Here is a 21595-nt window from a genome sequence, read left to right as displayed (position 1 = left end):
AGTTTCTGGAGGCACCGTGTCAGAGCTCCCCATCGAGCTGGTCCCCCTCACCCCGGAGCAGCGGGACATCGTGGACCTCACTAGGACGTTCGCGCGTGAGGAGATCCGGCCGCGCGGGCGCGCCGTGGACGAGGCGGACGTGGAGACGCCCTGGGATCTGTGGCGCGCGGCCGCGAAGGTCGGCATCACCGGATTCATGCTGCCCGAGGAGTACGGGGGCGGCGGGTTCACCGACGTGTTCACACAGGTCCTCGTCCAGGAAGAGCTGTGCGTGGGCGACCTGGGGATCGGCAACCTCCTCTGCTCGAACGGCTTCTTCGCCGACCCCGTCATGGAGCTCGGCACCGAGGAGCAGAAGCGCGCGTGGCTGACGCCGCTGGCCGGTGCCGACACCCCGATGACCTCGCTGGCGACGACCGAGCCGGGCTCCGGGTCCGACGCCGCGTCGATCGTGACGACCGCGACGCGCACGGCGGGCGGCTACCTCCTGAACGGCCAGAAGGCCTGGATCTCGAACGCGGGCGAGGCCGAGCAGTACGTCGTGTTCGCCAAGACCGACCCGGCGCAGCGCTCGCGCGGTGTCACGGCGTTCCTGCTGCGCAAGGGCGCCGAGGGGCTCACGTTCGGTGAGCCGATGCGCAAGATGGGCCAGCGCGCGATCGTGTGCCGCGAGATGTTCTTCTCCGACGTGTTCGTGCCCGACGCCGACCGTCTCGGCGACGAGGGGCAGGGATTCGCCGGCCTCATGCGGACGTTCGACATCTCGCGCGCCGTTCTGGGCGCGGCCGCCACGGGTGTGGCGCGGGCCGCGTACGAGTACGCCCGTGACTACGCGCGCACGCGCGTGCAGTTCGGCAAGCCGATCATCGAGCACCAGGCCGTGGCGTTCCGCCTCGCGGACATGCGGACGCGGATCGAGCAGTCCCGGCTGATGACGTGGCGTGCCGCGCGGCGCCTGGACGCCGGGCTCGACGCGACCGCCGAGGCGGCCATGGCCAAGCTGACCGCGTCGGAGACCGCGGCGTACTGCACCTGGGCGGCCGTGCAGACGCTCGGAGGCTGGGGCTACTCACGGGAGTTCCCGGTCGAGCAGTGGATGCGGGACGCCAAGCTCGAGGAGATCGAGGAAGGCACCTCCGACATCATGCGCCTGGTCATCTCGAGGTCGCTGTGAAGGATGAGACGGGGGCCGAGGCGATGGGGACCGGGCACCTGCGGACGTCGACCGGCGGCGAGGCGCTCGTCAGCGCGCTCGCCGCCCATGGGGTCTCCACCGCGTTCGGCATCCCGGGCACCCACAACCTGGAGATCTACCGGCACTTGGCGGCGTACGGCATCACGCATGTCGCGCCGCGTCACGAGCAGGGCGCCGGGTACGCGGCCGACGCCTACGCGCGCGTGACGGGGGGTCCCGGGGTGGCGATCACGACGACGGGTCCCGCTCTCCTGAACATCGCGGCCGCGGTGGGGCAGGCGTACTCGGACAGCGTGCCGCTGCTCGTCGTGTCGCCGGGCATGCCGCTTCGCCATCCGCGCCAGTCGACGGGCCTGTTGCACGAGATGCGCAGCCAGACGGAGGCGCTGCGGAACGTGGCGGCGTTCAGCCATCGGGTGTCCTCGGTGGAGGAGATCGGGGCGGCGGTGGCACGCGCGTTCAGCCTCTTCCGTACACAGAGGCCGCGCCCCGTGCACATCGAGGTGCCGCTCGACCTCCTGGAGGCGACGGAGCCCGCCGGGCCGGTACGGCGCGCTCCGCTGGCGGCGCCCCGTGCGGCGGACGGCGCGTCGCTCGACGCGGCGGCCGCGCTGCTCGCCGGCGCGGTGCGGCCCGGCCTGGTCCTCGGCGGTGGCGCACGGCGTGCGGCCGAGCAATGCCGGGCACTGGCAGAGCAGTTGGGCGCTCCGGTGGCGACCACGGCCAACGGCAAGGGCATCGTCGACGAACGCCATCCGCTCGCCCTCGGCGTGTCCCTGCACAGCACCTCCGTACAGAAGTGGCTGGCCGACTGCGACGTCGTGCTCGCCGTCGGGACGGAGCTCGCCGAGTCGGACCTGTGGTCCGCGCCGCCGGCGCTCGGCGGCCGGCTGATCCGCGTGGACGTCGATCCGGCGCAGATGTACGCGGGTGTGCCCGCGGACGTGGCCCTGGTGGGCGACGCGCAGCCCACGGTGCAGGCCCTCAGGGAGCGGCTCGCCGAGGTGCCGGGACCGGCGTCCACGGACGCGGCCTCGCGGACCACGGCCGCCGTGCTCGCCTCCCGCAATGACGAGACACGCGCGCGTGACGCTCGTTGGGTGCCGCATCTCGATGCGGTCAGGAGCGTCCTCGACCCCGATGCCGTGGTGACGTCCGACAGCGCCCAGTGCTGCTACTACGGCGCGCTCCCGCACCTCCCGATCGGCCCCGAGGGGCGCTATCTGCACCCCACCGGGTTCGGCACGCTCGGCTACGCGCTCCCCGCCGCGATCGGCGCGAAGACCGCCTGCCCGGACCGGCAGGTGGTCGCGATCAGCGGGGACGGCGGGCTCCAGTTCTCCGTGCAGGAGCTGGCCACGGCCGCTCAGCTCCACCTTCCGCTGCCCGTCGTCGTGTTCGACAACGGTGGCTACGGCGAGATCCGCGACGAGATGGCCGCGCGCGGCGACACACCGGCCGCCGTCGACCACGCGCGCGTGGACCTGGCAGGCCTCGCACGGGCCTTCGGGGGCCGGGGTGCCCCCGCGCACTCCCCCGGCGAACTCGCCGCGCTTCTGACCCGGGCCCTGGCCACCCCCGGACCCACCCTGATCACCGTCCCCGAGGAGACCGCATGACCGCGCCCGCCACCCCCCTGATGTCGCTCACCTGGACCGACCACGTCACCGGCAGGCATGGCTACCTCGTCGTCGACCGGCTGGTGCGCGGCGTGTCCAGCGGCGGGCTCCGGATGCGTCAGGGCTGCACCCTCGACGAGGTCGCCGGTCTCGCGCGCGGGATGACGATGAAGGAGGCCCTGCACTACAACCCGCAGGGCCGCTACATCCCGCTGGGCGGCGCCAAGGGCGGCATCGACTGCGACCCGCAGGACCCGGAGGCGTACGGCGTCCTCGTGCGCTATCTGCGCGCGATGCGGCCCTACATCGAGTCCTTCTGGACGACCGGCGAGGACCTGGGGCTCACCCAGGACCTCGTCGACAGGGCGGCCGAGGAGGCCGGGCTCGTCTCGTCCGTCCAGGCCGTCTACCCGCTGCTCGACGACGAGGCGGCCGCGCGCCGGCGCCTCGCCGACGCCTTCGCGGTGGACGTCGACGGCATCGGCCTCGACGAGCTCGTCGGCGGCTGCGGGGTCGCCGAGTCGGTGCTCGCGGCCCTGGACCGCGCGGGCGTCCCGTACGAGGGCACCCGGGTGTCCGTGCAGGGCCTGGGCACCATGGGCGGGGCGACCGCCCGGTTCCTGGCGCGCGCCGGTCTGCGGATCGTGGCGGTCGCTGACGTGAAGGGGACCGTCGCCAACCCCGATGGCCTGGACGTGGAGGCGCTCCTCGCCGCCCGTGACGCCTATGGGACGGTGGACCGCTCGGCGCTGCGCGAGGGTGACCGTGAACTGCCGGGCGACGCCTGGCTGTCGGCCGACGCCGAGGTCCTCGTGCCCGCCGCCGTGTCGTACGCGGTGGACGCGGCGAACCAGGAGCAGATCACGGCGCGCTGGATCGTCGAGGCCGCCAACATGCCCGTGCTGCCCGAGGCGGAGGAGCTGCTCGCGCTGCGCGGCATCACCGTCCTGCCCGACGTCGTCGTCAACTCCGGTACGAACGCCTGGTGGTGGTGGACCCTGTTCGGGGACATCGAGGCCAACGCGGACGAGGCGTTCGCGTACACGCGGCGCTCCATGCGCGCGCTGATCGACCAGATGCTGGCGCGGGCCGAGACGGACGGGACCACGCCGCGTGCCGCCGCGCACGCGATCGTCGCGGACCGTCTCCCGGTGATCGCGGAGCGGTTCGGGTGGTACAGGTGACGCCTCCCCCGCCGGACGCCGGTGTGCACGCGCGCGTGGACCTCGACGCGCTCTTCGACCCCCGGTCGGTCGCCGTCGTCGGGGCGTCCGACAACCCGGAGAAGTGGGGCTACTGGCTGGCGTCGGGGGCGCTCTCGGGCCGCGACCGCCGGTCCGTCCACCTCGTCAACCACCGCGGCGGCACCCTGGGCGGCGAACCGTTCCTGCCGGACCTCACGTCGCTGCCCGTAGCGCCCGAGCACGTCGTCGTCGCCGTGCCGCCCCGTCATGTGCGGCCGGTGGTCACGGACGGGCTCGCGGCGGGCGCCCGGTGTTTCACCGTGATCACGTCGGGCGGCGCCACCGCCGAGGAGGAGCGGGCGCTCGCCGAGCTCGTCACGGCCCGGGGAGCGCGACTGCTCGGCCCGAACTGCATGGGCGTGGTGGACACGACAAGTGAACTGCGCCTCAGCTGGGGCGAGTTCCCCGCGGGCGGCCTCGGTCTCGTGTCCCAGAGCGGCAACCTCGCCCTGGAGATCGGCCGTCTCCTCGCCCGCGCCGGGCAAGGCTTCTCGCGGTTCGTCTCACTGGGCAACCAGCGGGACATCGACGCGGCGGACGCCCTGGAGTCGCTGATCGCGCACGGCCCCACGAGAGCGATCGCCGCGTACGTCGAGGACTTCCGCGACGGCCGGCGTCTCGCGCGGGTCCTGGCGGCCGCGCACGCCGCCGGGAAGCCCGTCCTGCTGCTGACCGTGGGACGCAGCGCCGCGTCCGGGCGCGCGGCCGCGTCCCACACCGGCGCCCTGGTGAGCGCCCGCGCCACGGTGGAGGCGGTGTGCCGTGACGCCGGCGCCCTGCTGCTCGACACAGCCGGCGAACTGGTCGACACGGCCGTGTACTTGCTGGCACAGGACGTATGCCACCGGAGTGCGGGTCGCACGGCGGCCGGTGCACCACGACAGCTGCGCAGCGTCGCCGTGGTCGGGGACAGCGGCGGCCAAGGTGCCCTCGCCGCCGACGCGTTCGCCGCCCAAGGTCTCGACGTGCCCGCCCTCGCGGACGGCACGCGCGAGGCGGTGGCGGAGCAGCTCCCGGGCGGGGCCGGGTGCGGCAACCCTGTGGACCTGGCGGGCGCGGGCGAGGCCGATCTCGGCAACTACGCGCGCGTGGCGGGCACCCTGCTGCACTCGGGGGACACCGACACCGTCGTCCTCACGGGCTACTTCGGCGACTACGCGACCGCCAACCCGGCCCAGGCGGAGCGCGAGTGCGAGGTCGCGCACGCGCTCGCGGACGCCGCCGTCGCGTCCGGGCGCGCCCTTGTGGTGCACACGATGGCTCGTGACACCCCGGCCCTGACGGTTCTGCGGCAGCGCGGCGTGCCCGTCTACGAGCGCATCGAGCAGGCCGCGACCGCCGTCTCCTCGGCGGCCCGCCTGACGGATCCTCCGCCCGCCGGTGAGGATCCGACGACCCCGGCGACGTACAGGCTGACGGACGGCGGTTACGAGAGCGTGCGCGAGCTGCTCGCGTCCTATCAACTCGCCTTCCCCGCCGCCGAGTTCGTCACCGACGCCGACGGAGCCGTGGAGGCGGCGGAGCGTCTGACGGGGTATCCGCTCGCCCTCAAGGCGATGGGGCTCGCGCACAAGACCGAGGCGGGCGGGGTCGCGCTGTCGATCGCCGACGCCGACGCCTTGCGGGCCGCCTTCGCGCGCATGAAGGCGGCGACGGCCGCGGACCGCTACGCCGTGGAGGCCATGGCCACACCACCGTACGGACACGAACTGATCGTCGGTGTGCGGCGCGACCCGGCGTTCGGGCCCGTCGTCATGGTCGGCATCGGAGGGGTCACCGCCGAACTGCTCGCCGACACGGCGCTGGCTCTCGCGCCCGTGACACCCGCACGCGCACGCGCCCTGCTCCTGAGGCTGCGGCATGCGCCGTTGCTGACGGGCTGGCGCGGCGCGCCCGGAGCGCATCTGGACGCGGCTGCCGCCGCCGTGTGCGCGGTCGCGCGGGCCGCCGTCGACCATCCCGAGCTGGCCGAACTGGAGGTCAATCCGCTGCTCGTGCACCCGGGCGGCGCGATCGCTCTGGACGCGCACGGTGTCCTCGACCAGGACTGCGCCTCACCGGCGCCCCTCCAAGGCGTCGACCAGGAGGGCGGCGGTCTCCTGATCGAGCGGTAGGAACGCCTCCCGTTGCAGCCCGGCGAGCGCGACGTCGACCGCAGTGCCGAAGCGTGGTGAGCGTGCCCAGGGGGCGCAGCTCACCACGCTTCGTGCGCAGCCGCAGCGGGACGGCGAAGCCGAGGTGGTCCGGACCGGCCCGTCGGGGCCGGTCCGGACCAGGTCCTCTCAGTTCGGCGACCAGCCCTTCCGTAGGCGCGTCGAAGGCCTCCTTGCACGACACGAGATCCCCGCGCCCGTCGATGATGACCGCCGGCACGGCAGATGCGCCTCCATGACCTCCTCCTCCCCCTCGTGAACGAGGGGGAATTTCCATGTCTTGCGCCGTGCGGCTTCCTGCTTCGTCACCGACTGGGAGCGCAGTTCGGAGGAGGCGGAGAAGCGGGCGACAGCGATCAGCGCCCGCCCGGTTCGTAGGGATCCGAACACGCGGGAGGGCCTTCCCCGACCATGGGGAAGGCCCTCCCGTGCGCGCGAGCGCGCTACTCGCCCACGCGCCGGCGCGTCCTCGCCCCCATCGCGTAGAAGACGAGCCCGATGCCGACGAAGAGCAGCAGGGGCACCACCTGGCTGAGTGTGTACTGGGCGCGCTGGCCGGCGAACGACTCCGGCAGTGAGTCCGCCGCGCTGCCCGCCGAGCCGAACCAGCCGACCCCGAAGCCCGGCCAGATCAGCACGATCACGGTGAACGCCACGAACCCGGTGGCGAGGGCGCTCACGACCCACGCGCCCACGCGTCCGCCCGGGACGGCGTACGGGCGGGGCGTATCCGGGTACTTGCGGCGCAGCGCGGCGAGGCTGGGGAACGTGATGACGTACGAGATGAAGGTGGTGCAGATCGTCAGGCCGAGGCCCGCCGCGAAGTACTTCTCGCCGTTGCCGCCCGTGAGGTTGAGCGCGACCACGAAGAGGATCGAGCCGAGCACCGCGGAGAGCAGGTTCACCCGCACCGGCGTCCCGTGCTTCTCGGAGATGCGGCCGAACCACGCCGGACCCGCGCCGTCCGCACAGGCGACGGCCTGCGCGCGGTGGGCGCCCATGGCCCAGGTGACGCCCGAGGTGAGCAGGCCGATGATCAGGCCCGCCGCGGCGACCCCGCCGAACACGGAGCCGAGGCCCGTGAGCGTCACCGTGCCGTCGGCGGCGATCGAACCGCCGTAGACCGTGAACACGGCCTTGCAGGCGTCGATGAAGCCGCCGAGGCTGCCGATCTCCTGGCTGGGCAGCACGAAGAGGATGCCGAGGATCGGGCCGCCGTAGAGGAGGACGGCCGCGAAGCCGGAGCGCAGGATCGACAGGGGGATGTCGCGCCGCGGGTTCGTCATCTCCTCGGCCGCGGAGCTGGGCAGCTCGAAGCCGACGTAGTTGAAGATCAGGACCGGGACCAGCGCCACGAAACCGGCGTACGTCGGGACGAACTCACCCGCGGGCAGCGCGTGCACACCGTGCTGGACGGCGAACACCACCACGGAGATCAGGAAGAACCCGAGGAGCACGATCCGGGCGACGGCGCCCGCGATGGGCACCCACTTGCCGATCCGCACGGACTGTACGACGGCCAGTGCGCCACCCCAGATGAAGACGAGGCCGGCCGCGTACTTCCACAGGCCCGGCAGCGGGGTGAAGAACTCCTCCCACGTGGTGAGCGCGATGATGCACAGACTGCCGCCCACCCAGACGGGGTTGGAGATCCAGTACAGGAGTTGATTCACACCGGCGACGAGCCGCCCGAACGCCAGGCGCGTCCACACGTAGGGGCCACCCTGCACGGGGAAGGCCGAGCCGAGTTCGGCGACGAGCAGCCCGTAGGGGAGGAAGAACGCGAGGGCGAGGATCGCCATCCAGGTCAGACCCTGGGGACCCTGCGCGGCCACGGAGCCGATCGTGTCGAGGCCGACCAGGGTGCAGATGAGGAAGAACAGCACGTCCAGCCTGCGCAGGTCCTTCTTGAGCCTGGAGCGCTGTTCACCCCATCCCTCCGACAGGTCGGGCAGGTCGGGTGCGTCCGTGGCGGACGGCTCGGTCGGCGGGATCGGCGGCGCTTGGGTCACGGGGAAACTCCTGCTGCACGGCTGGGCACGGGCGTGACAGTTGTTCTTGAGACGGCCTATTGACTGAACGGCCAGTCAGTAAGCGAGACTGTGACGGGCACCACTGGGCACTGTCAAGAGTCGTGCACGAGGCGTTCGCACCGGGTTCGCCGCCCGGCACCCGACGCCGGTGCCCGTGTGTAGGGTTACCGCGTGGCAAGAGTGCGGTTGAGCGTGGCCGAGCGGCGCGAAGAGTTGCTGGGGGCCGCCATCGAACAGATCGAGGCGCGGGGCGTGGCAGCCGTGCGCATCGCCGACGTCGCCGCGGCGCTCGGGGTGAGCAACGCGCTGGTTCTGTACCACTTCTCGACGAAGGAAAAGCTCGTCGCCGCCGCGTTCGCGCACGCCGCCGAGGGTGACCTGGCGCATCTGCGCAAGCTGCTCGGCAAGCGCACGACGGCGCTGCGTCGGCTGCGCTCGGCCGTGCGCTGGTACGCGCCGACCGGGCAGGCCAAGGGGTGGCGGCTGTGGATCGAGGGCTGGTCCGCGGCGCTGCGCGAGCCCGCGCTGCGGGAGGTCACCCGCGGCCTGGACAAGCAGTGGAAGGCGGCGCTCACCGAGGTCGTCGCGGAAGGTGTGGCGGCGGGCGAGTTCCGCTGCCCGGACCCGGCGGGCGCCGCGCTGCGCCTGACGGCGCTCCTCGACGGGCTCGCGGTGCAGATGACCGCGTACACGGGGACGGTTTCGCGGACCCGCATGCAGGAGTGGGTGGACGACGCGCTGGCCCGTGAGCTGGGACTTGAGCGGGAGCAGCTGACGGCGACGACGACGGCTACGACGTCGAGCTGACGGCGGCGCGACGTCGGGCTCCCCGGGGAACCCGGGGTGGCACCCGGCAAAGCGGCGCGGGGGAGCCGCCCCCAGAGGCAAGCTCCCCCATCACGTGCGCCGTTCCCGTCAGAGCGGCAGCAAGTCCGGCCGCTTCGCCGCCACATGATCCCCGGACGACTCGCCCCGCAGCCGTCGGCCGATCCACGGCACCAGGAACTCCCGCGCCCAGTGGATGTCGTCGCGCCGGACCTCCAGCGTGCCGCGCGGCGGCTGCGCCGGCCACGGCTGGTCCGGGTCCGCCGGCACCTCGATGCCGAGCGTCTGCCCCGCCCGCAGCGCGACCCGTGTGTGGCCCTCGGGCGAGAGGTGCAGCCGGTCGTCGTCCCAGGCACGCCGGTCCTGCACGGTCTTGAGGGACCACAGGTCGAGCACCGGGCAGCCGTAGCGGTCGGCGACCGCGCGCACATGCCCGTTGTACGTCGCTATCTTGCCGCGCAGATGCTTGAGGACCGGGACGTCCCGGGTGTCGAAGCCGGTGGTCACCATGACCGTGCCGACGGCGGAGGTCAGCCGGGCCACCGCCTTCTCGAAGCGCTGCGCGACGTCGTCGGGGTCGGTGCCGGGACGGATGATGTCGTTGCCCCCGGCGGCGAAGGTCACCAGGTCCGGGGCGAGTTCGACGGCGCGCGGGAGCTGGTCCTCCACGATCTGGTCGAGGAGCTTGCCGCGCACGGCGAGGTTCGCGTACCGGAAGGAGTGCTCGGGGGTCCGGTCGTCCAGGAGGACGGCGAGACGGTCGGCCCAGCCCACGAAGGCCCCGTCGGGACCGGGGTCCCCGACGCCTTCGGTGAAGCTGTCCCCCACCGCCGCGTAGGACCGAATCGTGCCGCTGCTGAGTGATCTCGATTCGTTTGCCACGACCACACATCTTTCACCCTGCGATGTGACCTACGCGACCGTAGGAAGGGGTTGACGGGTGGTGATATAGCCCACCCGGTCAGTTTCGCGATTTCAGGAATACCAGGAATTCGACAGGGTGCGGCGGAGGATACGACGAAGGGGCGGGCCCGGAACCGGGCCCGCCCCTCACGTCACGCCTCAGCGAGACAGCTTCACGTCACACGCTCACGTCACGCCATCGAGGTCAGAGAGAGACCCCGTGCCCACGGAGGTACGCGACCGGGTCCACGTCCGAGCCGTAGCTCGGGGTGGTGCGGATCTCGAAGTGCAGGTGCGGACCCGTGACATTGCCGGTCGCGCCGGAGAGGCCGATCTGCTGGCCCTCGGTCACGGTCTGCCCGGACGAGACGGAGAGGGACGACATGTGGGCGTACTGCGAGTACTTGCCGTCGGCGTGCTGGATGACGACCTCATTGCCGTACGCGCCGTCAAGGCCGGCCGACACGACGGTACCCGCGGCGATGGCCTTGAGCGGGGTGCCCGTCGGGACCACGAAGTCGACACCGGTGTGGTAGCCGCTGGACCACATGGCACCCGCGGTCTTGTACGCCGTACCGATGTTGGCGCCCTGGACGGGCAGCGTGTAGCCGGAAGCAGTGGTGGCCTGGGTGGCCGTGGCCGGGGACTTCGCGGCGGGGGCCGCGGCCTTCTGGCCGATCGTCAGCTTCAGGCCCGGATGGATCAGGGACGGGTTGTCCCCGACGGCCGAGCGGTTGTCGGAGTAGAGCTTCTTCCAGCCACCGCTGACGTTCTGCGCGTCGGCGATCTTCGAGAGGGTGTCCCCGCCCTTCACGGCGTAGGTCTTGGCCGCGGCGGGAGCGGCGACGGCCTGCGCGACCGAGTGGGCGCCCGCCGGGGTCGCGCCGTGGGCTTCGGCGGCACCCATCAGCGGCAGTGCGAGCGCGGCGCCGCCCGCTGCGGCGACGGCGATCGAGCGCGCGAAACGCGGGGACTTGGGACGGCGGTGCTTACCCTTCGCGGGCATGGGGGATTCCTCTCCGTCGCCTGCGAGGTGAGCTGTCGGGTTCGGGCTGGAGTTGCCCGGCCGCACCCCTTTCGGGCACGGCTTCACCCCGAGCCGTGCCCGGTGTTCCGGACACGGCGCTCTACCTGGGTCCCCCGCTCCTGCCGAGCACGGATCGATGTGCGGATTCCGGGCGGCGGCAGGATTAGGCGGTCCGTCCGGATTGCGCTGAACGTAAGCGAGCGGGGAGCGCGGAAACAAGGCGCGAATCCCCTTGGGCATTCCGGTTCTTGATCCTTAAACGGCCTTTTCCGGAAAATGCCGTCACACTCCGTCTATTTACGATCTTTGCGACTGCGATACCTACCGGAAATCCATGCGGCCCGTCCGCCACGTACGGTCACGGCTATGACCCTGCTCACGCATTGCTCACCATATGCCTGTGTTTCAGGGCCAGTTACCCCATAGAGGGCAATTACTCCTTACCGCCTCATATCGGGCATTGGATATGTAATCGCCTGGCGCCTCTCACATGGTTGCCCCTGGCAGCCATGTCGTATCGTCGAAGGCGCCCGCAGGCGAGCAGCGCCGCGGCCGACCGGGAGGAGCCCCCGTGACGCAGCAGGTCCCGTCCACCGAGCCCGAGTTGGCCGGAGTGCGCAACTTCCGCGATGTGGGTGGCCTCCCGACCGTGGACGGCCGTCGGGTCAAGCAGGGCGTGCTGTTCCGCAGCGGTCACCTCGCGCACGCCACGGACGAGGACGCCGCGTTCCTCTCCTCGCTCGGGCTGCACACGATCTTCGACTTCCGCAACGCCGCCGACCAGCGCCTCGAAGGCCCTGACGTCACGCTGCCCGGCGTGCGGAACGTGAACCTGCCGCTGACCGACCCCGCGGACGGCGCCGAGTTCTGGCAGATGGTGCGCGACGGCAATCTCGACGAGCTGCGCGCCGCCCTCTCCGAGGGCCAGGCCGCGGACCGCATGATCACGTCGTACCGGACGATCATCGCGGAGCGCACCGCCGAGCACAGCCAGGTGCTGCACTCCCTCGCCGAGGACAGCGTGCCCGCGCTCATGCACTGCGCGGCCGGCAAGGACCGCGCGGGCCTCTCGATAGCGGTCACGCTCCTGGCCATGGGTGTGGAGCGCGACGCCATCGAGGCGGACTACCTGGAGTCGAACGCGGCACACCGCCGCTACAAGGTGCACCGCAGCAGCGCCTCGAAGGACGCGATGTCCCCCGAGGTCATGGAGCTGCTGAGCCCCCTGTTCGACGCCCGCGCCGCATACCTGGCCGCCGCCTTCGAGACAGTCGCACAGACGTGGGGTTCCACCGACCGCTACCTGGAGGAGGGCCTCAAGCTGTCCCCCGCGCAGCGCGAGCGGCTGCGCGAGCGCCTTCTCGACTGAGACCGGGACCGACAGTCCTGGTGAGGGGCGTCACCCGCGTGACGCCCCCAGCGCGAACAGCAGATAGATGAAGCCCGCGACGAGGTGCCCGGCGAAGACGTAGACGAGCAGGCGCACCCAGATGCCGCGCGGGAGCCTGTCCTCGATGTCACGCCGTGCGGGCTGCCGCTCGGGCTCGGTCACGTCGTCGGGCACTGCGCTCATCGAGAGCCTCCCTGAGATGGTTCGCCGCTGCCCACCGCCGGGCCGAGACACAGCGCGGCGGACGGGCTCTGCAGCAGGGTGTGTACGAACAGGAGCTCGGCGCCGTCGCGGTCGGCGGCGGCGATCCGGTGCGGGGTGAGCGAGTCGAAGTGGGCGCTGTCCCCCGGCGCGAGCGCGTACGCGGTGTCCCCGAGCCGCAGCCGCAGCCGCCCTTCGAGGACGTACAGCCACTCCTCACCGGGGTGGACACGCACGATGTCGCCCTGGGCGCCGAACGGCACATGGACGCGCAGCGCCTGCATGCCGCGTCCCGGGGCGCCCGCCTGCCGGTAGATCCAGCCGCCCGCCTCGGTGGCCTCCATGTCGGCGGAGCGCACGACCGCGTCCCTGTCGGCGGGCGTTTCGCCCAGGAGTTCGGAGACCGTCGTACCGTAGGTGCGGGCGAGGGCGAGCAGCATCGGGAGCGAGGGCTGACGGCGGCCCGTCTCCAGGCGGGAGAGGTGCGCGGGCGAGAGCCCGGCGGCACGGGCCGCGGCCTCCAGGGTCAGGGCGGCGCGACGCCGTAGTTCGCGCAGCTGCGGGGCGACGGCGGGCAGCTCCGTGGGTTCCGGAGCCGGCTCCGGAGGGACAGGGCTCATACCGTCGATTGAGCCAGAGCCGTACCTCTGGGGCAAATTTATTGCCCCAGAGGCAACAGCCCGTCTTCCGGGCGTCCCTCTTCTGGAGGCACCTGGAGGCACCCCTGCGAATCCGAGAGGTGCCCCGACGGTGCGGTCAGCGGTTGGCCACCGCCTGCTTCACCAGCGTCTTCCCGAAGTCCCACATCAGCCCGCCGCCCGAGTGCGCGTCGTCCATGACGGCGGTGAACGCCTCGACGAAGCGGTCCACCTCGTGCTCTTTGATGATCAGCGGCGGGATCAGCTTGATGACCTCCAGATGGTCGCCGGAGACCTGCGTGAGGATCCGGTGCTTCTGGAGCAGCGGCACGACGACCATCTGCGCGAAGAGGCCCTTGCGCGCGGCCTGGAGCATCGTCCAGCGGCTGCGCAGCTTCAGCGACTTCGGCCGCCCGAACTCGATGCCGATCATCAGGCCGCGGCCGCGTACCTCGCTCAGCAGTTCGTAGCGGTCGACGAGGGCGGCGAGCCGGGACTTCAGGAGCTCACCGGTCGCCCGGGCGTTCGCGACGACCTCCTCGTTCTCCATCACGGAGAGCACGGCAAGGCCTGCGGCCATGGCCTGCGCGTTCGAGCCGAAGCTGGCCGAGTGCACCAGGACCCGGTCCAGGGACGAGTAGACCTTCTTGAAGATCCAGTCCTTGCCGAGCGTCGCGCCGACGGGCACATAACCGCCGGAGAGCGCCTTCGCCACGCACACGAGGTCGGGCTCGACGCCGTCCTCGTGCTGGTAGGCGTAGAAGTCGCCCGTCCTGCCGAGGCCCGTCTGCACCTCGTCCACGATGAGCAGCGCCTTGTGCTGGTGGAGCATCTCCTGGGCGGCGCGCAGATAGCCGGGCGGCGTCCCGTGGACGCCCTTGCCCTGGATGGGCTCGACGATCAGCCCGGCCACGTCGCCCTTCGCGAGCTCCGCGCGCAGGGCGTCGAGGTCTCCGAGCGGCACGGCGGTGTCCGGCAGGAGCGGCGCGAAGCCGTCCCGGAATCCGGACTCGCCGTTCACGGACAGAGACCCGGTGGTCAGCCCGTGGAAGGCGTGCCCGCAGTACAGGACCCTGGGCCGGCCCGTGGCGTACCGGGCGAACTTCAGCGCCGTCTCGACGGCCTCCGTGCCGCTGTTGCCGAAGAAGACCCGGTCCAGGTGCGGGCTGTGCGCGAGGAGCCGTTCGGCGAGCAGGCCCGGCAGCGGCTGGCAGTCGAAGCGGGTGAGGTCGGCGAGCGAGGCGTCGAGGACGTCGTGCAGCGCCTTGCGGACGACGGGGTGGTGCCGGCCGAGGCCCATCACACCGAACCCGGCGAGCATGTCCAGGTAGTCGTTGCCGTCCGCGTCCCAGAAGTAGGCGCCCTCCGCCCGCTCGTAGACCTTGTCGAAGCCGATGGTGTGCAGCATGCGCGGGAGCTGGTGGTTGAGGTACCTGGCGTGCAGCTCGTAGCGCTCGGCGCCGCGGTCGGCCAGGAGTCGTGCGAGATCGAACTCCTTGCTCATACGTCGTCGCTCTCCTTGCCGGCCACGAGGGCCGCCGTCTCGGCCCTGCGGGCCATGCTGGTGCCGATCCGCCCGGCGATCTCGACGGGCGTGAGCCCGATGTCCGCGAGCACCTCACCGCGCTTGGCGTGCGCGAGGAACTGGTCGGGGATCCCGAACCGCCGTACGGGTACGTCGACTTCGGCCTCGCCGAGCGCGAGCGCCACGGCGGAGCCGACGCCGGCCGCCTTGCTGTTGTCCTCGACGACGGCGACGAGCCGGTGCCGTGCGGCGAGCGGCGCGAGGTCCGGGTCGACGGGTTTGACCCAACGCGGGTCCACGACCGTGCAGTTGATGCCGCGCGCTGCCAGGAGTTCCGCGACCTGGAGGCACACCGGCGCCATCACACCGACGGAGACGAGGAGCACGTCGGGGTCGTCGGACCGGTGCAGTACGTCGAGGCCGCCGATGCGGTCGACCGCCGGGATCTCGGGGCCGACGGACTCCTTCGGGAAGCGGATCAGCGTCGGGGCGTCGTCCACGGTGACCGCTTCGCGGAGCTGGGCCCGCAGCTGCTCGGCGTCGCGGGGTGCGGCGATGCGCAGGCCCGGTACGACCTGGAGGACGGACATGTCCCACATGCCGTTGTGCGAGGCGCCGTCGACGCCGGTCACACCAGCCCGGTCGAGAACGAAGGTCACGCCGCAGTTGTGCAGCGCCACATCCATGAGGAGCTGGTCGAAGGCGCGGTTGAGGAAGGTGGCGTAGACGGCGACGACCGGGTGGAGGCCACCCGTCGCGAGTCCGGCCGCCGAGACCGCCGCATGCTGCTCGGCGATCCCCACGTCCCACACCCGGCCGGGGAACTCCTCGGCGAACTTGGTGAGTCCGACCGGGTGCAGCATCGCCGCGGTGATCGCCACGACGTCGTCGCGCTCCCGTCCGATGCGGGCGATCTCGTCACCGAACACCGAAGTCCAGGACGGGCCGTTGGACGGCACGAGCGGCTCACAGGTGAGCGGGTCCATCACGCCGACGGTGTGGAACCGGTCGGCCTCGTCCGCGAGGGCGGGCTCGTAGCCGCGGCCCTTCTCGGTGAGGCAGTGCACGAGCACGGGCCCGTGGAACCGCTTCGCACGTCGCAGCGCGGACTCGACCGCGCCGAGGTCGTGCCCGTCGATGGGCCCCACGTACTTGAGCCCCAGGTCCTCGAACATGCCCTGGGGCGCGAAGGCGTCCTTGAACCCCTTCTTGGCGCCGTGCAGGGACTCGTACAGCGTGTGTCCGATGACCGGCGTGCGCAGGAGGACGTCCTTGCCCCAGGCCAGGACCTTCTCGTAGCTGTCGGTGGTGCGCAGGGCCGCCAGGTGGTTGGCGAGTCCGCCGATGGTCGGGGCGTACGACCGTTCGTTGTCGTTGACGACGATGATCAGCGGGCGGTCCTTGGCGGCCGCGATGTTGTTGAGCGCTTCCCAGGCCATGCCGCCGGTGAGCGCCCCGTCTCCTATGACGGCGACGACGTGGCCCCGCTCGCCCAGGACCTGGTTGGCCTTGGCGAGGCCGTCCGCCCAGCCGAGCGCGGTGGACGCGTGGCTGTTCTCGATGACGTCGTGCTCGGACTCCTCCCGCGAGGGGTAGCCGGACAGGCCTCCCTTCCCGCGCAGCTTCGAGAAGTCCTGACGACCCGTCAACATCTTGTGTACATAACTCTGGTGGCCGGTGTCCCACAGGATCCGGTCGACCGGCGACTCGAAGACCCGGTGCAGGGCCATCGAGAGCTCCACCACCCCGAGGTTGGGTCCCAGATGGCCGCCGGTCCTCGCGACCGCGTGGATCAGGAACTCCCTGATCTCCGCGGCCAGTTCACCGAGCTGATCCTCGCTCAGCGCCTTCAGATCGCGCGGCCCCCGGATGCTTTCCAGAATTGTCACGCTCGGGCCCCCTCTCCGGTTGTCCTCAGCTCACGGTGACGTCGGGAGCGCCCGAGGCCGCCCCGGCGTCCGTCATCTGCTCGGCGATCTTCATCGCCTCTTCGATGAGGGTCTCGACGATCTTCGACTCGGGGACGGTCTTGATGACCTCGCCCTTCACGAAGATCTGGCCCTTGCCGTTGCCCGACGCGACACCGAGATCCGCCTCGCGGGCCTCGCCGGGACCGTTCACCACACACCCCATGACGGCGACCCGAAGGGGCACCTCCATCCCGTCGAGGCCCGCGGAGACCTCGTCGGCCAGCTTGTAGACGTCGACCTGCGCCCGCCCGCACGACGGGCACGACACGATCTCCAGGCGCCGATCGCGCAGCCCCAGAGACTCCAGGATCTGGATGCCGACCTTGATCTCCTCGACCGGCGGCGCGGACAGCGAGACGCGGATCGTGTCGCCGATCCCCTCACTCAGCAGCGCACCGAAGGCGACGGCGGACTTGATCGTGCCCTGGAAGGCCGGGCCCGCCTCGGTGACGCCGAGGTGCAGCGGGTAGTCGCACCGGGCGGCGAGCTGCCGGTAGGCGTTCACCATCACCACGGGGTCGTTGTGCTTGACCGAGATCTTGATGTCCTGGAAGCCGTGCTCCTCGAAGAGGGACGCCTCCCACAGCGCCGACTCGACGAGCGCCTCGGGCGTCGCCCTGCCGTACTTCTTCAGCAGCCGGGCGTCCAGGGAACCGGCGTTGACCCCGATACGGATCGGGGTGCCGTGGTCCTTGGCCGCCTGCGCGATCTCCTTGACCTTGTCGTCGAACTGCTTGATGTTGCCCGGGTTCACCCGGACCGCGGCGCAGCCCGCCTCGATGGCCGCGAAGACGTACTTCGGCTGGAAGTGGATGTCCGCGATGACGGGGATCTGCGACTTCCTCGCGATCGTCGCGAGCGCGTCCGCGTCGTCCTGCGTGGGACACGCCACCCGCACGATCTGGCAGCCGGACGCCGTCAGTTCGGCGATCTGCTGCAGCGTGGCCCCGATGTCCGAGGTCCGTGTCGTCGTCATCGACTGCACGGACACCGGCGCTCCGCCCCCCACTGCCACCGGCCCGACGTGGATCTGCCGACTCGTTCTGCGGTCGGCGATCGGTCGGACCGGCAGCGAGGGGAGCCCCAGCGAAACGGGCTCTCCGGCGGTCATGACGGTGTCACCCGCGGTTTCCGGAGACGGTCTCGCGGGCGGCGCGGATGGACTCCTTGAGCGAGCCCATCGTGGCGAGGACGGCCGTCGGCTCGTAGCCGCAGTGCGCCATGCAGTTGTTGCAGCGCTCGTCCTTGCCGCGCCCGTAGGCGTCCCAGTCGGTCTTCTCGATGAGGTCCTTGTACGTGGTCACGTACCCGTCCGCCATCAGGTAGCAGGGCTTCTGCCAGCCGAAGAGCGAGTAGTTCGGGATCGCCCACGCCGTGCACGGGAAATCGACCTTGCCCTCGAGGAAGTCGAGGAACAGCGGTGAGTGGTTGAGGCGCCAGCGGCGCCTGTTGCCGCCCGCGAAGGCCTTCTTGAAGAGCTCCCGGGTCTGCTCCACGCCCAGGAAGTGCTCCTGGTCGGGCGCCTTCTCGTAGGCGTAGGCGGGCGAGAGCATCATCTCGTCGACCTCGAGGTCGTCGTTGAGGTAGTTCAGGACCTCAATGATGTTCTGCGGGGTGTCCGTATTGAAGAAGGTGGAATTGGTGGTGACGCGGAAGCCCCGCTTCTTGGCCTCCTTGATGGCCTCCACCGCCTCGTCGAAGACACCTTCCTTGGCGACGGACTCGTCGTGACGCTCGCGCATCCCGTCGATGTGCACCGTGAAGGCGAAGTACGGCGAGGGCGTGAACTTGTCCATCTTCTTGCGCATGAGCAACGCGTTCGTGCAGAGGAAGACGTACTTCTTCCTCGCCACCAGCTGCCGGACGATCTCGTCGATCTGCGGGTGCATGAGCGGCTCGCCGCCGGCGATGGACACCATCGGCGCGCCGGACTCCAGGACGGCGCCCACGGCCTGCGCCACGGGCATCCGCTGCTTGAGCACTCCGGCGGGGTGCTGGATCTTTCCGCAGCCCTCGCACTTGAGGTTGCAGGCGTACAGCGGCTCCAGTTCGACAATGAGCGGGAACTTGTCGCGCCTGCGAACCTTCTGTTCAAAGAGGTACGTCGCGACCTTGATGGACTGACGAAGCGGCATGGCCATCTGGCTCACCTCCGGGGGAGCAGCAAAGAACGGTGCCATTCGAAAAATGCGGGAAGCACGGCACGAAGAACGCGGAAAGCCGATATTCCACCGCGCACCGTGCTGATACGGACGAGTTCATGTTCTGGAGCGTCCACGACCACCCGTACGGCCGCAACCGGGCGCGGGCCCCGCGCGGCCGCCGTGCGCAGCGTGGCCGCGGACTCCATGTCCACGGCGATCGCGCCCGTGGCGAGCAGGTCACCGCGCTCGTGACCGCGCACGACATGGTCGGATCCGGTGAGCGGACCGGTGTGCACGGTCCGTCCCGGTACCGCCCTGACCAGCTCCTTGACGAGGAGTTCCGTGCCGGTGCACGGCGTGGAGCCGTCCGTGTCACGGGTCTCCTCGGCGACGACCAGGTCGCCCGGGTGCATGCCGGGGGCGAGGCCGGCGCAGAAGCCGGTCGCGACGACGGCCGCGTCGTGCAGGGCGGGGTCCTCGATGGCCTTGGCCACGGACCGCTCGGCCGCCTTGGGCCCCATGCCGGTGCGCAGCACGGTGACCCGGGCCGGTGCTCCGGTGCGGGCGCCGGTGCGCAGGGCGAAGTGCTCGATGCCGAGCGCGCAGGCGACCAGCAGCGGGGCGGCGTCCGGCGGGCGCGGGGCCGCCGGTGATCCGGTCATCAGCTCCCCTTGCCCGTCAAGGCCGCCTGATCGGCGAACGGCTCCCCGTGCACGTACCGGCCCAGTGCCGTGAGCGGGAAGACGTGGCGGTAGAGGTGATAGTTGATCGAGAAGTCCCACGGGAAGCCGGTGCCGGTGAAGTACGGCTCGTCCCAGGTGCCGTCCTCCAGCTGGGTCTCGGTCAGCCAGGCGACTCCTCGCTCCACGGCCTTGGAGTCCCGCTCCCCCGCCGACAGGAGCGCCATCAGCGCCCAGCCGGTCTGCGAGGCGGTCGAGACGCCGTGGCCCTTCCAGTCCTCGTAGCGGTAGGAGCGCAGGTCCTCGCCCCAGCCGCCGTCGTCGTTCTGGACGGATTCGAGCCAGGCGACGGCGCGGCGGACGGCGGGGTGCGAGGCGGGCAGTCCGGCTGCGGTCAGGGCGGGCAGCACCGACCCTGTTCCGTATACGTAGTTGACGCCCCAGCGGCCGAACCAGGCGCCGTTCGGCTCCTGTTCGGCGAGCAGCCAGTCGATGCCGCGCCGGGTGCGCGGGTCGTTCGACATGCCCTCGACGGCGAGCATCTCCACCACGTGCCCGGTGACGTCCGCGGACGGGGGATCGATGACCTCACCGAAGTCGCAGAACGGCAGCCGGTTCGGGAAGGGGCTGGTGTTGTCGACGTCGAAGGCGGCCCAGGCGCCGTTCCTCGACTGCATGCCGAGGTTCCAGCGCACGCCCCGCTCGATGGCCTTCTCCATGCGCGGCCGGTCCGGGTGCCGGACGCGGCGCAGCGCGAGGACGACCTCGGCGGTGTCGTCGATGTCGGGGTAGTTGTCGTTGTGGAACTCGAACGCCCACCCGCCGGAGTCGAGTTGGGGCCTGCGAACGGACCAGTCTCCGGGCCGGTCGACCTGCTCCCGGAGCATCCAGTCGGCGGCCTTGACGAGCCGGGGGTGATCGGCGGGCAGGCCGGCGTCGGCGAGGGCGATGACGGCGAGGCAGGTGTCCCACACGGGCGACTGGCAGGCCTCGATCATCCGGGCCCCGTCCTCGCGCCACACGGCGAACCGGTCGAGGGACTCCAACCCCGCCTTCATCACCGGGTGTTCGAGGTCGTAGCCGAGCAGATGGAGCGCGATGACGGAGTACACCGCCGGGGGCTGGATGCCGCCCCAGCAGCCGTCGTTCTCCTGGCGCTCGATGATCCAGCGGGCGGCCGAGTTCATGGCCGCCTTGCGCAGCCGGCGCGGCGCGACCCTTCGGTACAGGTGCATCGCCTTGTCGAGCCGCTCGAAGACGCCGTCCCAACTCGCCACGGGGGCAGGAGGCTTGGCCGGGTTGGGATTGCGCGCGTCGGTGTGGAGCTCGTCGAGCGGGAAGGGCGCGGGCCGTACCGGGCGCTTCGCGGAGACGACCGTGAGCGGCACGATGGTCTGGCGGGCCCAGCAGCCGAAGTCGTAGATGTTGAGCGGCATCCACTTCGGGAAGTAGATGAGCTCCGGAGGCAGTTCGGGCAGGTCGTCCCACTTCCACCAGCCGAACAGGGCCAGCCAGATGCGGGTGAAGACGCGGCTCGCGGCGATCCCGCCCCGCTCCCGGATCCAGGCGGAGGCCTTCGCCATGTGCGGCTCGTCGGGGGCGTCCCCGGCCAGGCGCAGGGCCACGTACGCCTCGATGGTGGTGGAGAGTTCGCCCGGGCCTCCGTAGAACGTGGCCCAGGTGCCGTCGTCACGCTGTTCACCGCGGATGAAGAGCCCGGCGGCTCGGGTGGTCGCCTCGTCCCCGATCCCGAGGAACTGGCGCAGCAGCAGGTCCTCGGCGTCCATCGTGACGTTCGTGTCGAGGTCCCCCTTCCACCAGCCCTGTGCGTCCTGCCGGGCGAGCAGGAAGTCCGTGGCGCGCTGGACGGAACGGGTGGCGGCGTCGTGCGTCCCGGCCGCCCCGGGGCTCGTGTCGGTCAATTGGGCAGTGGTGGCCGAGGTCGCGCCCGGAGCTGCCGCTCCGCTGCTTCCTTCGGTCGTCGCTGTCATGGCTTCCCCTTCGTGCAGTGCTCGATCTCTGCTGGGTCCGCCGTCGGCCGATGCCCT

Annotated in this window: 17 protein-coding genes and 1 riboswitch; of the genes, 6 read left to right on the top strand and 11 right to left on the bottom strand. The window is 71.1% G+C overall.

The window, feature by feature from the left end:
• Positions 1 to 16 precede the first annotated feature (16 nt).
• The 4 genes from ACZ67T_RS03550 to ACZ67T_RS03535 are packed head-to-tail and all read left to right on the top strand — an operon-like array spanning position 17 to position 6172.
• Positions 17 to 1174, top strand: coding sequence for an acyl-CoA dehydrogenase family protein (locus tag ACZ67T_RS03550; protein ID WP_469981303.1), 1158 nt, complete (start codon positions 17 to 19; stop codon positions 1172 to 1174).
• Entirely contained in the window at positions 1171 to 2814 is a 1644-nt protein-coding gene (locus ACZ67T_RS03545; protein WP_469981302.1) for a 5-guanidino-2-oxopentanoate decarboxylase, read from the top strand. The genes ACZ67T_RS03550 and ACZ67T_RS03545 overlap by 4 nt, the downstream gene beginning before the upstream one ends.
• The gene (locus ACZ67T_RS03540; protein WP_469981301.1) at positions 2811 to 3998 is read left to right on the top strand and encodes a glutamate dehydrogenase; all 1188 of its coding nucleotides are present in this window, start codon (positions 2811 to 2813) and stop codon (positions 3996 to 3998) included. The genes ACZ67T_RS03545 and ACZ67T_RS03540 overlap by 4 nt, the downstream gene beginning before the upstream one ends.
• Complete coding sequence (locus ACZ67T_RS03535) at positions 3995 to 6172, top strand: acetate--CoA ligase family protein (RefSeq protein WP_469981300.1); 2178 nt, start codon at positions 3995 to 3997, stop codon at positions 6170 to 6172. The genes ACZ67T_RS03540 and ACZ67T_RS03535 overlap by 4 nt, the downstream gene beginning before the upstream one ends.
• Before the next feature lie 482 nt (positions 6173 to 6654).
• Here the strand turns inward: ACZ67T_RS03535 and ACZ67T_RS03530 are convergent, their stop codons facing one another.
• The gene (locus tag ACZ67T_RS03530) at positions 6655 to 8223 is read right to left on the bottom strand and encodes an APC family permease (protein WP_469981299.1); all 1569 of its coding nucleotides are present in this window, start codon (positions 8221 to 8223) and stop codon (positions 6655 to 6657) included.
• A gap of 192 nt (positions 8224 to 8415) precedes the next feature.
• Between ACZ67T_RS03530 and ACZ67T_RS03525 the strand changes: the two genes are divergently transcribed.
• A complete protein-coding gene (locus tag ACZ67T_RS03525; protein ID WP_469981298.1) occupies positions 8416 to 9051 on the top strand; it encodes a TetR/AcrR family transcriptional regulator in 636 nt (211 codons plus the stop codon).
• A 108-nt stretch (positions 9052 to 9159) separates the two neighbouring features.
• Here ACZ67T_RS03525 and ACZ67T_RS03520 read toward each other — a convergent pair whose 3' ends face one another.
• Positions 9160 to 9951, bottom strand: a complete 792-nt coding sequence (locus tag ACZ67T_RS03520; protein ID WP_469981297.1) for an SGNH/GDSL hydrolase family protein — start codon at positions 9949 to 9951, stop codon at positions 9160 to 9162.
• 226 nt (positions 9952 to 10177) lie between these two features.
• A complete protein-coding gene (locus ACZ67T_RS03515; RefSeq protein ID WP_469981296.1) occupies positions 10178 to 10978 on the bottom strand; it encodes a M23 family metallopeptidase in 801 nt (266 codons plus the stop codon).
• 4 nt (positions 10979 to 10982) lie between these two features.
• Positions 10983 to 11163, bottom strand: a riboswitch (cyclic di-AMP (ydaO/yuaA leader).
• Positions 11164 to 11570: 407 nt separating this feature from the next.
• On the opposite strand from ACZ67T_RS03515, the gene ACZ67T_RS03510 reads away from it, so the two are divergent.
• On the top strand, positions 11571 to 12368 hold the full coding sequence (locus ACZ67T_RS03510) for a tyrosine-protein phosphatase (protein WP_469981295.1): 798 nt from the start codon (positions 11571 to 11573) through the stop codon (positions 12366 to 12368).
• 30 nt (positions 12369 to 12398) lie between these two features.
• Here the strand turns inward: ACZ67T_RS03510 and ACZ67T_RS03505 are convergent, their stop codons facing one another.
• From ACZ67T_RS03505 to shc, 8 genes are all read right to left on the bottom strand, one after another.
• A complete protein-coding gene (locus ACZ67T_RS03505; RefSeq protein ID WP_469981294.1) occupies positions 12399 to 12572 on the bottom strand; it encodes a DUF6126 family protein in 174 nt (57 codons plus the stop codon).
• Positions 12569 to 13210, bottom strand: a complete 642-nt coding sequence (locus ACZ67T_RS03500) for a helix-turn-helix domain-containing protein (RefSeq protein WP_469981293.1) — start codon at positions 13208 to 13210, stop codon at positions 12569 to 12571. The genes ACZ67T_RS03505 and ACZ67T_RS03500 overlap by 4 nt, the downstream gene beginning before the upstream one ends.
• A gap of 136 nt (positions 13211 to 13346) precedes the next feature.
• Positions 13347 to 14732 carry an aspartate aminotransferase family protein gene (locus ACZ67T_RS03495; RefSeq protein ID WP_469981292.1) on the bottom strand — a complete coding sequence of 462 codons (1386 nt, stop codon included), beginning with the start codon at positions 14730 to 14732 and terminating at the stop codon, positions 13347 to 13349.
• Positions 14729 to 16642, bottom strand: a complete 1914-nt coding sequence (dxs, locus tag ACZ67T_RS03490; protein ID WP_469981291.1) for a 1-deoxy-D-xylulose-5-phosphate synthase — start codon at positions 16640 to 16642, stop codon at positions 14729 to 14731. The genes ACZ67T_RS03495 and dxs overlap by 4 nt, the downstream gene beginning before the upstream one ends.
• 25 nt (positions 16643 to 16667) lie before the next feature.
• Positions 16668 to 17834 (bottom strand): flavodoxin-dependent (E)-4-hydroxy-3-methylbut-2-enyl-diphosphate synthase, encoded by a 1167-nt coding sequence (gene ispG / locus ACZ67T_RS03485; protein ID WP_469981290.1) that lies wholly within the window; start codon positions 17832 to 17834, stop codon positions 16668 to 16670.
• Positions 17835 to 17841: 7 nt separating this feature from the next.
• Positions 17842 to 18864 carry an adenosyl-hopene transferase HpnH gene (gene hpnH, locus ACZ67T_RS03480; protein WP_266557652.1) on the bottom strand — a complete coding sequence of 341 codons (1023 nt, stop codon included), beginning with the start codon at positions 18862 to 18864 and terminating at the stop codon, positions 17842 to 17844.
• Positions 18865 to 18869: 5 nt separating this feature from the next.
• A complete protein-coding gene (locus tag ACZ67T_RS03475) occupies positions 18870 to 19529 on the bottom strand; it encodes a phosphorylase family protein (protein WP_469981289.1) in 660 nt (219 codons plus the stop codon).
• Positions 19529 to 21538: a squalene--hopene cyclase gene (gene shc, locus ACZ67T_RS03470; RefSeq protein WP_469981288.1), complete on the bottom strand. Its 2010-nt coding sequence runs from the start codon at positions 21536 to 21538 to the stop codon at positions 19529 to 19531. Before shc ends, ACZ67T_RS03475 begins: the two co-directional genes overlap by 1 nt.
• Between the last annotated feature and the right edge of the window lie 57 nt (positions 21539 to 21595).

The organism is Streptomyces sp. NPDC107517 (genome assembly GCF_055582645.1).
Note: the sequence above shows the minus strand (reverse complement) of the source record. Positions and strands in the feature narration are given on the sequence as shown.